The sequence below is a fragment of the Sanguibacteroides justesenii genome, from assembly GCF_003204205.1.
Taxonomy (GTDB): domain Bacteria; phylum Bacteroidota; class Bacteroidia; order Bacteroidales; family Marinifilaceae; genus Gabonibacter; species Gabonibacter massiliensis.
Map to the genome: position 1 here is coordinate 79,032 of NZ_QJPL01000010.1, position 12,665 is coordinate 91,696.

The window sequence follows — 12,665 nt, forward strand, 5'->3', positions numbered from 1 at the left end:
TTATAATTTTGCCGGATAATTTAGAACCTGAAACAAGAGAACATGAACATATTAATTTCGGGAACAGCCGGATTCATCGGTTTTTACCTTGTCAAAAGACTTTTAAACGACAATCATACCATTTACGGTATTGACTCCGTTAATAACTACTATGATACCACTTTAAAAGAGGAGAGACTGCGGGCATGCGGAATTGAAAATTATGAATACGGCAAAGAAATCAAATCCGAAATAGATTCGCGTTACACCTTTTGTCAAATGGATTTATGCGACACAGAAAAATTAACAAAACTATTCGCCACGCACCGATTTGATTGCGTCGTAAACCTGGCTGCACAAGCCGGCGTACGTTACAGCCTTACTCATCCCGAATCCTATGTCCAAAGTAATATTGTCGGTTTTCTAAATTTATTGGAAGCCTGTCGAAAATTTCAATGCACAAAATTGGTATACGCCTCTTCTTCCTCCGTTTACGGAAACAATCATTCCGTTCCTTTTCGAGAAGACGATCAGGTGGATCACCCGATATCCATTTACGCCGCTTCCAAAAAAAGTAATGAATTAATGGCCAATACCTATTCGTATTTATACAAGTTGCAAACCATAGGACTTCGTTTTTTTACGGTATACGGTCCATACGGTCGGCCGGATATGGCTCCTATCCTATTTGCCAATGCCATTACAAACGACAAGGAAATCAAAATCTTTAATAACGGTCATCTATCCAGAGATTTCACCTATATCGACGATATCATCACCGGAATGGAAAAAATAATTACAACCCCCGGAATGAAAAGAGAAGATTTTCCCGGTACTCCAGCGACCATATATAATATAGGAAGAGGAGAACCGGTGAAATTAATGGATTTTATCCATGTACTGGAGAAGAATTTGGGGAAAGAAGCCAAAAAGGTTTTCATGGAGATGCAACCCGGAGACGTTTATCAAACGTGGGCAGACACGACCAGGTTACAAGAAGACTATAACTACACTCCTACCATCTCTCTTGAAACAGGTATACAACGGTTTGCCGAGTGGTTTTCCCAATCCCATTTTATAAATCAGAAAAAGTAGCAAACATTCGAAAGAATAACAAGAATCATTAATTTTACCTTACTTCTAATATAAAACGAAGGATATGTTTAAGGATACGTTGAAGTTTTCTACACGTAGATTGATCCAGGCTAAAATCAACGGTGGGGCAATTCTTCTGTTCGTGGCACTATTAGCCATGATAATAGCCAACTCTCCATTAAAAGAATATTACAACCATTTCTTTTCTCAAGAGGTCAGTTTCAATATAGGAAGTTTCAATCTTTTTCAGCAGCACGGCGGAGGTTCCATGACCCTATTAGCCTTTATCAATGATGCTTTAATGGCCATTTTTTTCTTTTCGGTAGGATTAGAGATCAAACGGGAACTCCTGGTCGGTGAGTTATCCTCTCCCAGAAAAGCTTTATTACCGGTTATTGCCGCTTGCGGCGGAATGATCGTTCCCGTCCTTCTATTCATGTTGATCGGAGAACCCGGACCGGCAGCCAGAGGAGCCGCGATCCCCATGGCTACCGATATCGCCTTCTCTTTAGGCGTACTCTCTTTACTGGGGAAAAAAGTACCCCTGAGTCTCAAAATCTTTTTAACGGCTTTTGCCGTGGTCGACGATATCGGAGGGATTATCGTCATCGCCGTTTTCTACAGTCAGCAATTGATAACGGAATTTCTTATCGCCGCAGCAGGCGTTATACTACTGTTATATATCGGAGGTAAATCAGGAATCCATAATAAGCTGTTCTATATATTTTTGGGCATTGTGGTATGGTACCTGTTTGTCCAATCGGGTATCCATCCGACGATAGCCGGGGTAATCGTGGCCTTCACGGTTCCCGCCCGACCGAAATTACGCATTTATAAATACGTGAATAACATTCGGGAAAGTTTAAAAAGATTACCGGAAGGAGAAAACTCCAGCAACCTCATACTCAGCAACTCGGAATTGTCTATTCTAAAAAGTATAGAATCGGCTTCAGACAGAGTAATCAGCCCTTTACAGGCGATGGATGACGATCTGCATTCCCTTATCAACTATGTCGTTATGCCATTATTTGCCTTTGCCAATGCCAGTATTTCCTTTGAAGGCCTTTCTCTTGCCTCGTTACAGGGGATCTCCATCACCATTTTCATTTCATTGGTTTTAGGCAAGTTGATCGGCATTTTTTCATTCACCTACCTCTCTGTTAAAACCGGTTGGCTTTCCATGCCGGACCGTATGCACGAAGGTTCTTTATTCGGCATATCTATGATCGGCGGTATCGGTTTTACGGTCTCTTTATTTATAGCGAATCTGTCTTACGCGGGAATTCCGGAGATCGGGGCGACTCTTCTTAACCAGGCAAAAATCGGAATCATCGGAGGATCTTTATTCGCAGGACTCTGCGGCTACCTTATCTTAAGGTATGTTCTGGAAAAAAAAGAGAAAAATAATTTTTAAAATAAATGAAAACCTCTATATTTGCACCCGCATCCGGAGAGATGGCAGAGTGGTCGATTGCGGCGGTCTTGAAAACCGTTGTGCTGCGAGGCACCCGGGGTTCGAATCCCTGTCTCTCCGCTTATAAAAACAATAAAGAGAATCACTATCATGTTGATTCTCTTTTTAATTTATAAGGGAGTCGAACGAAGCGATAGACGGGGTTCGTAACGCGTTCACGAGGAACAACGTTCCGAGTCATCCCTGTCTCTCCGCTATATAAAAAATGATAAAGAGAATCACTATCATGCTGATTCTCTTTTTAATTTACAAGGGAGTCGAACGAAGCACAATAACCAACCTACAAAATCCTAATACGACAGCAACAGGAGTATGGTAACCTCCCGACCGTAGACAGATTACGGATGTTTGTACCAAAATTACCGTTTTAAAAAAATAGAGAAACAAGTACAGGAGAAAGCAGTTAATTTTGTCACGAACAAATGCTCGACGATGAAAAAAGAGATAGTGAAGATAGATACTATACATCAATGCAATACTTTTTTCGGGAAAAAAACACTACATCCCTTAGCGAGTGTTATCGATTTTTCGAAAGTGAACGAAAAGCGACAGGTTTTATTACAATTCAGTTTTTATTCCGTTTGGTTGAAGGAATATAAATGCAACAGCTTTGGCTACGGACGGAAGTTTTGCGACTATTCGGACGGAACACTACTTTTCCTCTCTCCCGGAGTTCTCGTCGATACCGAAAAAAATCACGGGATGTCTTGTTCAAACGGATATTTGTTGACCTTTCATCCGGATCTGATAAAAGAGACATTTCCCGAAGAACATATGAAAGATTACACGTTCTTTTTTTATCAGCAGGACGAAGCCCTTCACCTTTCATCTCGTGAAAAAAGAATCATTCACACTTGCTTGGAAAGAATCAACGAAGAAATTCATCACCCGATAGACAACCAGAGCAATATACTGATAACTAATAAAATAGAACTACTATTAAATCATTGTGTACGTTTTTACGATCGACAATTTATTACTCGACATAAAGCGAACGAAAACCTCATAAAAAAAACAAAGCAAATATTAAATCATTATCTTACGAGCGGTCAAAAAGGTTCGAGAGGTATGATCTCATCCAGCTATTGTGCCGTTTTACTTCATCTATCCACGGCCTATTTTGACGATCTGTTGAAGCATGAATCCGGTAAAACCATACACGAATATATTCAACTCAAACGTATAGAGTTGGCAAAAAAACAATTGTCAAAAACCAATAAAACAATCGTACAAATCTCCGAAGAGTTAGGTTTCTCTTCTCCTTTATGTTTTAGTCGATTATTCAAAAAGTTAACAGGTTATGGCCCCAACCAGTACAGATCGAAGTATTAAATCGTAATCTTATTTTTATTTGCAACAAGACCAAATTTATATTTATTTCCCAAGCCGATACTAAAACGCTTATATACAATGCATGAACATACATTACGGAATTACTAACCCAAATTACAGGTTACAAAAAGCAACTATATTTTTTCACATAAAATCCTTATTTTTGTTATAACCAAAAGCAATAAATATGAGTGAAATTATTAAATTAGAGACCGTTCATGATTACAACAACAGGCTGGGCGTGGAGACCCTGCATCCTTTGGTGAGCGTGGTCGATTTTTCAACACTCGAGGTACTCGAACACAGTCGCAAAAATTTCGGTTTTTACTGCATCTTTCTTAAGGAACTGGATTGCGGCACTCTCTTGTACGGTCGTAACAAATACGACTATCAGGAAGGTACACTCGTATTCCTGGCTCCGGGACAAGTTGCAGGTGTCGATGACGGAGGAGAGACCCGTAACCCCAAAGGTTGGGCTCTATTTTTCCATCCCGATTTACTTTACGGAACCTCTTTGGCTCGACGAATAAAGGAGTATACTTTTTTCTCTTACGAGTCAAACGAGGCTTTACACATGTCAGAACGGGAACGCCAGATTATACTTAACTGTTTTCGAGAAATCAAAGAAGAATTGGAACACTCTATCGATAAACACAGCAAACAGATCATCGCCGCTAACATCGAAGTACTGCTGAACCATTGCGTACGTTTCTACGATCGTCAGTTTATTATACGAAAGGCGGTAAACCGTGGTCTACTGGAAAATTTCGAGGATTTACTCTCTGCCTACTTCGAATCGGATAAACCGCAAACCATCGGGTTGCCCTCGGTACAGTATTGTGCCGCTCAATTACACCTATCACCTAACTATTTCGGGGATTTGATAAAAAAAGAGACAGGCAAATCGGCACAAGAACATATCCAATTGACCGTTATCGGCAAAGTCAAAGAGTTGTTGATAGAAAGTAACAAATCTGTTAGTGAAATCGCTTATTCGTTGGGGTTTAAATATCCTCACCATTTGAGTCGTATGTTCAAAAACATCGTAGGGTCCACGCCGAATGAATATCGAACGGTAAGTCGGTAAGTTTCTCGGGGATGCTACTCTATCGGGAAACATAAAAAAAGGCAAGCCCTTTTTATCGCCTGCCTTTATCCTTTTACGGTCATAGACTTTTTTTGATTTGTGCACCCGATTGAAACGGATCGGGCGGGTGTGAGTTTCAATCTCGGCCTCTCGGCTTGCCTTGCGATTAGCCTTGATATAATCACGTCGGGTAAACTTTCCTATATTCATAATAGTTATCTTTTGTCCTGCAAAGATAGCTATTATTTTATATACCCGGAAATCAATGGATTTCCGGGTATATATTTTAAGCATCCTTTTTAGCGTATTCCGATAACTCGCATCCGTATGTATCCACTAAAAAATTATCCAAATCGTCAGCTTTAAAAGCCAAATTCGTAATATTTTTTTGGATCTCGTCCGCATACTCGGAAAAAATATCCGAAATATGAATACGATAAGAGAGATAGATCTGATTACCGTCCAATCCCAATTGATAAGGCTTCACATCCGCATTCAGCAGATAGGTCAACACGGGTTCCAGGTTTTTCTTGGGAAGAATATTAATAGGCGACGTACAGAAAAGATAGGAACGTTGATAAACGAACATACGAATCTCCGAGCTTCCTTTATGAAACGTCCAACACTCGTATCCGACCCGGGCCAAAACCGGATTTATCCCCATGCTTTCGATCGCCTTCTCACAAAAAACAGCCAAATCTGTCAGTCCCTGTTCCTTAAAGATATTTTCCGGCAATTTCTCACCACAGGAAGGACAATACTCGTCCTCTTCCGAAATCAACTCGTCGCAACTCCCGCATTGTACGTTAAACGCGGTTCTATCCATATCGGCAACCTGTTCCAACACCTGCCTCAGAGAACTTATCGGAATACCGAAACCCATGTTGTCGGCCTCGGTTATTTTACTGGCCGTAATAGCAACGACCTCGTTTTGGTCGTTCAACATAGGTCCTCCGCTATTACCGGGATTAACGGCAGCATCCGTCTGGATATAGTACTTCTCATTAATCAGCTGACGGGGAGAAGACACGGTTCCTTCCGTTACGGTAAAAGGCATCCCGAAAGGATAACCGGCAACATTGATCTTTTGTCCGATAGGTATCGTATCCGTCTCCGCAAAAACGATCTCCGGCAAATGCGAAAAGTCACCTTCCACGCTCAGTAAGGCAATATCCAAAGCCGGATTTACCAAAACCACTTTAGCTAAAAAACGATTTTTATCATTGTCTTGTATCGCCACTTGATGAAACCCATCGACAACATGATAATTCGTCACAAACAAATCATACTCTTTCAGATAAAAACAACTGCCGGCACCTCCGGCATGATTTACTTTATAAACCGCGTTAAATATATTCTGTTCCATCTTCTCTCCTTATTTGTCATTATTGTCGTTATTGTTACCTCCAAACATAGAAGCCATCATATTCTGAACATTCTTCATGTACTCTTCCATGTTTATCCCTTGCATCGCCTGCATCGCTTGTTGCTGCATCTTCTGTATCTCTTCCATATTCACACCTTGCATAGCTTGCATGGCCTGTTGTTGCATTTGCTGAACATTTTGCATGTATTGGGACATATCCATCTCTTCCTCCGGCTCCAAATTACCTTCCATGATATCATCCATCGCTTCATGCAGTATAGGTGCCGCCTCTTCCCATGATTTGGCAGAGGTCTCTTGTAAAGCTCTAACGACAACAGCATTCACATCATCCTGTACGTTATTATAAAAATACATTTCGTAGAATTTATAAATAATCATCAGGCAACAAGTCATATAATCCTCTGCCTCTAAGGCATTGGAAGCCCGATCGTAAGTATTTTCAAAATTCTCCTGTATATTTTTCAAATTGGAACGACGTTTGCCGGGAATAAAGGTCTCCACAAAATACAGATTTTCCGCCAATTGCTCCTTTGTCATGGATTGAACATGCAGCACGATCTCTTTACCGTGAGTGACAACCTCCGGCAAAGGAATATCCTCTCGGTCCATATCGATAACCGCCTTATTCAAATCATTAAGCAATTGTCCTTGAGGATGAGCGTAATACAGAATCTTCAGTAACGTAGTATCAACGACATTCCACGCGTACCCGTATTTGCGTCCTCCCTCGAAATAATTAACGGCATCCATACACTCCTTACAGCTTAATTGCACGACATCGTATACGGCGTCTACGGTCTGAGCATCATAAGGAGTAACTTTCGGTTCATAAATCCGTTTCGCCCCGAATTTCGCCTCGAATTCATCGTCGTATTTATCACCGACCCGACAAATCTCTTCCAATACATAATAAATCTTATAGGGATTAACCAAAGCAATAGGACAACTATACTCAAAAAATAATCGATCATCCTGAAGAGAAATCCGTGCCAAATCCATATGATTGAAATTTAATCCGGCTATCTGACGCAACAGAGGAATACGTCCTTTTTCGGGAATGGAAAGAAAAGGAGCGGTGATTTTCAATTCATCATCCTCCAACCTCAAGTTAACCACTATGGATCCATGAGGAATATTGAATTCTGTCCCCTGCACATTCCCGTATTTCGTGCGAAATTCTGCATTGATATAATCCAGTAAAGCATAAAAAGAACGTAAATATTCTTTACTTTCAAAAGCCTCTACACTCGCGTCGAACGAATCGACATTCAACTTACTTTCCGTCGAGGCTATAGTGGAAAGATTAAAAGTCAAGGTTTGCTTCATAATTGCAGCCATTTAATTTTTATTACATTGTTTTCATAAATCTCTATCTAACAAGATTTATTAAATACCTTCATACTTCTCAATAACAAAATCACACAGACGTCATAAAATTATGAAATAATTGATAACTCCCCGGTCTGGAAATATATTTTATTAATATTTTAGACCATGCACTTTATTGTGATCCAATCCTACCATTCTTCCATTAAACTTAAAAGTATTCAAATAAAAATTATTTTACCTATCTTGCGACAATAAGAAACAATAGCTTAATATTTATGAATTGAATAGTATATAACTTTACCTAATACAATTCGTAATACATGCAAAAACCCCTTTTATATGATCTGATAATATGAATACAACATCATTCAACATACCCGACGAAGGAACTCCGTTAAACCCTCTTTTGTCAAAACGAACTTACCTATACGCGGAAAAAGATAATCAAAGACTAAAAATGGATATTATCTCTCGGTCCGATCTGTCTAATGATACCCCGGTGATCCTATTCCTTTTCGGTGGAGGATTTACCCATGGAGAAAGGAATCGGGCAGTATATAATTTCTACTTCAATCGAATGGCGGAAGAGGGATTTATAATAGCATCCATAGATTACCGACTGGGATTAAAAGACCATCCGGATGTATCGGCTCAAAACATAACTCCTTTGGAAAAGGCCATCGACATAGCCCGGGAAGATCTGTTTGATGCCACGTCCTACATTCTAAAAAATGCCACGACCTTACATATCGATACTAAAACAATTATCCTTTCGGGATCGAGTGCCGGAGCATTGGTTGTTCTATCGGCAGATTGGCACAAAAGGAACCCGAACAAATATCCAACGAACTTACCGCAAGAGTTCCAATACGCCGGGGTCATCAGTTTTTCCGGAGCACTTTTCAGCACGACAGGACTGCCTAAATACGAAATAGATCCCGCTCCAACAATGATGTTCCACGGTACAGAAGATCATGTGGTCATCTACAAAGGGATGCGTCTAAGTACCTACTTGCTTTTAGGTTCCAGCCACTTGGCAGACCTGTTCACTTTAGAAAATTATCCTTTTTATTTAAAACGCTACGAGGGCATGGGGCACGAAATCTCTAAGCTTGCCATGCGGGAGGATCTGGACTCCATCGTATGGTTCATTCGAAATTGCATTATAAACAAAAAAAATTACAAAATAGACATTGCATTCAACGACCTGAACAGAGAAAAACGACAATTACTTTCTGTAGAAGAACACCTGTAAAGTTTTCACCCGAAACGACAAACGATATCCATGCTGTTTACGTATAAAATATATTATAAATATTTAATCTGTAAATCATGGAAATTATACACAACACACACGATCACAAATTTGAGATTCGGGACGGTAGACATACGGCAGTCGTTGAATACAGACCCTTCAAAGAAGGAATCGACATCATACATACCTATGTCCCGGGAGAGATGGAAAACAAAGGATATGCCTCCGCTTTAGTAAAACATACCTTAGAGTATGCCCGGGAAAATCATTTAAAAGTGATTACCACTTGTCCTTTTTCCAGAAGTTATGTTGCCCGGCATCCGGAATATCAGAATTTGATATTCTCGTAACAGAAACACGGTGTCTGAAAAAACCGGGATCTAAAGCTCCCGGTTTTTTATTTATGATCGTACAGAGCCAAACGTCATCGAAACGACTCGTTCCGCCGACGAATCAGGTGTAACTTCTATTGATACGGTCACCTATCTCCGACCAAAGAGAGATAGACAAGGTACCCCAATTGACGGATTCCGCTCATCGCGAGACGAGGTACCGTCCGTTCATTTGACGGTCCGGCAATTCATTGTGTTTACCCGTCATCTTCATTTTTCTTTCCCCCTCACTTATCCGTCAATCAACAAACATTTAATTATTGGTCCTTTTTTCATCAGCTAAAATGTCTGCAAAAATTCAACTCTTTTTCATTGGCATAAGAAATTTTTTTGCAATCTTTGTATATTATCGACTTTTAGATTTTGAATTCAATGACATATCATATTTTTATCATTTTATTATGTGGTGTAGTTGTTTTATTAATATACAAGATGTTGTATTTAAAAAAACAACTTCAACATAAGATTCGAGAAATAAAAGACATCACTTCTTTTTCTGAAAGTATTTTTGAAAATATTCAAGCATACGTTTTACTGATAAATCCCGATTTCATTGTCTTAAAAACAAATTTTTACGCCCTTACCTCCACTCAAGCATCCTCACCCAAAAGAGTGGGGGAACTATTCAACTGTGTAAACGCGATCGAAGCCGGAGAATGTGGAAAAGGTGAATTATGCAAAACCTGTATAATCCGACAAACAATCACTAATTCCTTACGGCATAAATCCAATTTTTCAAAATTAGAGGCCACTTTGCAAATACAAATATCAGATAAAAAGGTACACAGTTGCCACGTCTTAATCTACGGCTCCTATATGTATACGCAACCTTCCGGGGGAATGCTGTTGACCATATGCGACATTACAGACCAAAAACAAAATGAACTCAGATTAGAGGATATAAAAGAAAAATTCAAACGTGTCGAAAGGTCCAAGTCCCTATTTCTATCAAACTTGGGACATAAGATCAGAAATCAATTAAACGGTATTTTGGGATGGACAAGCCTCGTCATTGCAGACCAGAAACTCACGTCCACTCAACAACAGGAATACATCAATCTGATTTATCAAAATACGGATAATCTACTACATCTTTCCGACAATATCATTCAATTCTCGCAAGTCGACAATGTTGATATCGATATTTCTCCTTCTGTTTTTAACGTAAAAGAACTTTGTCAGAATTTAATCAATATCCGTTTAAGTTATTCTCACCCGAATGTAATACTTTACCTGGACAAAACGGTAGAAGACATTATCGTATACTCCGACCAGATGAAACTCCATCAAATTCTCTTGAATATAATTTCCAACGCTCAAAGATTTACGAACAAAGGGTTTATTCGAATTGCTTGCCAAATCAATAAAAAACAGCATAGCGTAGACTTTGTCGTGGAAGATACCGGATGCGGAATGTCGGAAGAACAACAGATACATCTGTTTGAACGGTTTTATAGGGGAAACGATTTTTCTGATAGCCCCGGATTAGGACTCTCCATTTGCCAAGCTTATATCAAAGCATTGGGAGGTGATATCCGAGTTCAATCGAAAAAAGACAGAGGTACGTCTGTATTCTTTTCTATAAAGAAAAATGATATTCCTAAGGAGGAATTAATACTCTGATCGTTTTTTCAGTATTGAAAAAATCAAAAAATGGAACTTTAACTTCATTTTTTCGTTTATCTCCGAAAAAGAATTATGGAGATATCTCAAAAACCAGAAGCCTACAAAGGACACCTTATGGCGTTAGCCACCATATTGATATATAGTTTTAATACCAACTTCATGAAAATCGTGATGCCCGAATGGATAGGAGCCCATGGACTGGTATTAATCCGTTGTATCGCCAGCACGGTAGGATTCTGGTTTATCTCGCTTTTCCTTCACGCGACACGACAAAACCACCCTTCGGGAAAAGAGATCGGCATCATCATGTTGGGAGGAGCTTTAGGAATGGGAGCAAACCTGCTACTTTATATCAACGGTTTGGCTCTCACGGGACCCGTTGATGCTTTTGTTATCCGCACGGTACAACCCATCGTGGTAATTGCATTAGCCGTTTTCATCCTGCACGCGAAATTTACCATAAACAAAGCCATCGGCATCTTACTTGGTTTGGCCGGTACACTCTACATTTCAATCGTACCTCATGCTAACGGAGCAAAAGATTCGTTTACAGGAGATATACTGATTTTCTCCGCCTCCGTCTGTTCGGCGTTATTCCTGATCCTGATCAAACCCTACACACAAAAATACAACCCGATCGTCGTCATGAAATGGATGAGCCTGGCCGCTTTTATCGTTACACTGCCTTTCGGTATTTTTCAACTACTCCATGCTCCTGTATTTACCGGAGAAGCTCCCGTCCATATCTGGTTAGAACTGGGATTCACGTTGATTTTCGCTACAATGATTGCTTATTTTCTAAACGTTAAGGCATTACAATACATCTCTCCTTTTGTCGAGAGTATTTACATATACCTCCTACCCATCACGGGAGCCATAATCTCTATCGCTTTAGGGCTACAAGAATTCTCTTGGCACTACCCTATCGCACTCGTGTTGATCGTCATCGGGTTCATCCTTATCAACAAAAAAACAAGGACGAAAATCCCCAGCAAGCAAAGTGCATAGAGACGCATTTCATTTTCTATATTTCCAGACTTTCTGACAATCAAAGCATTTATACGAAGATCTGAAAATAGGAAACAACACCGATAAAATCAGCAAGATATAAACCATGATTTTATCCGGGTCCTTTTTTTTACCGACATCGGTAGAACCACAAAAAGGACAACGGGTTTTATCCATACCTTTTTCCCATTTCACGATCTTAATCTCTTCCTCCCGATAAAGATCTGCCGGACCGATATATCCCCCTTCCTTCAGTATCTCTATCCCTTGTTCCCATTTATCAGTAGGAATCAATAGCTTAACACCGCCTATGGCATTAGCGTACATACCGCTTTGGGCCGTTAATTCATCCTGTATAAATGTCTCTATTCCCTCGGATTCTAAATAATTTTTAGCCATATAAGCCTCCTGGGGATAAGTAAACGTAAGAACTACACTCCAATCCATATTTTCCTCATTTAGATTTCCTAATTTAATACTTCTAAACGACTTTTCCATCTATTCCCCCAAAATTTTATCCGTTCATCGGAGAGCTCGTTTTACAGGTATTCGGTAAAAAGCTATAAGAGCTAATAACGAAACGCGGGATACTCACGGTATTCCCCGTGTATTCCCGCAAAATAAACCACGAACGAAGGAACCCTTACTTTTACGGAGTTTGCCACAACAGCGGCATTATTCGGACACAACCTGCCTAATGA

The 12,665-nt window shown here is 39.9% G+C and carries 11 protein-coding genes, 1 tRNA gene and 1 pseudogene; 9 read left to right on the plus strand and 4 right to left on the minus strand.

Annotated elements, in window-relative coordinates; genetic code table 11:
• The first annotated feature begins 42 nt into the window (after positions 1 to 42).
• From DMB45_RS13585 to DMB45_RS13605, 5 genes are all read left to right on the plus strand, one after another.
• Positions 43 to 1,074 (plus strand): GDP-mannose 4,6-dehydratase, encoded by a 1,032-nt coding sequence (locus DMB45_RS13585; RefSeq protein WP_041504383.1) that lies wholly within the window; start codon positions 43 to 45, stop codon positions 1,072 to 1,074.
• Positions 1,075 to 1,138: 64 nt separating this feature from the next.
• On the plus strand, positions 1,139 to 2,488 hold the full coding sequence (nhaA, locus tag DMB45_RS13590) for a Na+/H+ antiporter NhaA (protein ID WP_041504382.1): 1,350 nt from the start codon (positions 1,139 to 1,141) through the stop codon (positions 2,486 to 2,488).
• Between the two features lie 35 nt (positions 2,489 to 2,523).
• Positions 2,524 to 2,608: transfer RNA gene (locus DMB45_RS13595), tRNA-Ser, on the plus strand.
• 372 nt (positions 2,609 to 2,980) lie between these two features.
• Positions 2,981 to 3,880, plus strand: a complete 900-nt coding sequence (locus DMB45_RS13600) for a helix-turn-helix domain-containing protein (protein WP_041504476.1) — start codon at positions 2,981 to 2,983, stop codon at positions 3,878 to 3,880.
• A 187-nt stretch (positions 3,881 to 4,067) separates the two neighbouring features.
• The gene (locus tag DMB45_RS13605) at positions 4,068 to 4,967 is read left to right on the plus strand and encodes a helix-turn-helix domain-containing protein (protein ID WP_041504381.1); all 900 of its coding nucleotides are present in this window, start codon (positions 4,068 to 4,070) and stop codon (positions 4,965 to 4,967) included.
• A 9-nt stretch (positions 4,968 to 4,976) separates the two neighbouring features.
• On the opposite strand, the pseudogene DMB45_RS14955 reads toward DMB45_RS13605, so the two are convergent.
• From DMB45_RS14955 to DMB45_RS13620, 3 genes and pseudogenes are all read right to left on the minus strand, one after another.
• A pseudogene (locus tag DMB45_RS14955) lies at positions 4,977 to 5,177 on the minus strand (hypothetical protein); the annotation flags it as partial.
• A 76-nt stretch (positions 5,178 to 5,253) separates the two neighbouring features.
• Positions 5,254 to 6,333 carry a trypsin-like peptidase domain-containing protein gene (locus DMB45_RS13615; RefSeq protein WP_041504380.1) on the minus strand — a complete coding sequence of 360 codons (1,080 nt, stop codon included), beginning with the start codon at positions 6,331 to 6,333 and terminating at the stop codon, positions 5,254 to 5,256.
• A gap of 9 nt (positions 6,334 to 6,342) precedes the next feature.
• Positions 6,343 to 7,680 carry a T3SS (YopN, CesT) and YbjN peptide-binding chaperone 1 gene (locus DMB45_RS13620; protein ID WP_041504475.1) on the minus strand — a complete coding sequence of 446 codons (1,338 nt, stop codon included), beginning with the start codon at positions 7,678 to 7,680 and terminating at the stop codon, positions 6,343 to 6,345.
• A 355-nt stretch (positions 7,681 to 8,035) separates the two neighbouring features.
• Between DMB45_RS13620 and DMB45_RS13625 the strand changes: the two genes are divergently transcribed.
• The 4 genes from DMB45_RS13625 (at position 8,036) to DMB45_RS13640 (ending at position 11,964) form a co-directional block, all read left to right on the plus strand.
• The gene (locus DMB45_RS13625; protein WP_052634832.1) at positions 8,036 to 8,938 is read left to right on the plus strand and encodes an alpha/beta hydrolase; all 903 of its coding nucleotides are present in this window, start codon (positions 8,036 to 8,038) and stop codon (positions 8,936 to 8,938) included.
• A 77-nt stretch (positions 8,939 to 9,015) separates the two neighbouring features.
• Positions 9,016 to 9,288, plus strand: coding sequence for a GNAT family N-acetyltransferase (locus DMB45_RS13630; RefSeq protein ID WP_041504379.1), 273 nt, complete (start codon positions 9,016 to 9,018; stop codon positions 9,286 to 9,288).
• A gap of 474 nt (positions 9,289 to 9,762) precedes the next feature.
• A complete protein-coding gene (locus tag DMB45_RS13635; RefSeq protein WP_041504378.1) occupies positions 9,763 to 10,953 on the plus strand; it encodes a sensor histidine kinase in 1,191 nt (396 codons plus the stop codon).
• A 75-nt stretch (positions 10,954 to 11,028) separates the two neighbouring features.
• A complete protein-coding gene (locus tag DMB45_RS13640) occupies positions 11,029 to 11,964 on the plus strand; it encodes a DMT family transporter (RefSeq protein ID WP_052634830.1) in 936 nt (311 codons plus the stop codon).
• Between the two features lie 9 nt (positions 11,965 to 11,973).
• Here DMB45_RS13640 and DMB45_RS13645 read toward each other — a convergent pair whose 3' ends face one another.
• The gene (locus tag DMB45_RS13645; RefSeq protein ID WP_160289157.1) at positions 11,974 to 12,411 is read right to left on the minus strand and encodes a putative signal transducing protein; all 438 of its coding nucleotides are present in this window, start codon (positions 12,409 to 12,411) and stop codon (positions 11,974 to 11,976) included.
• Between the last annotated feature and the right edge of the window lie 254 nt (positions 12,412 to 12,665).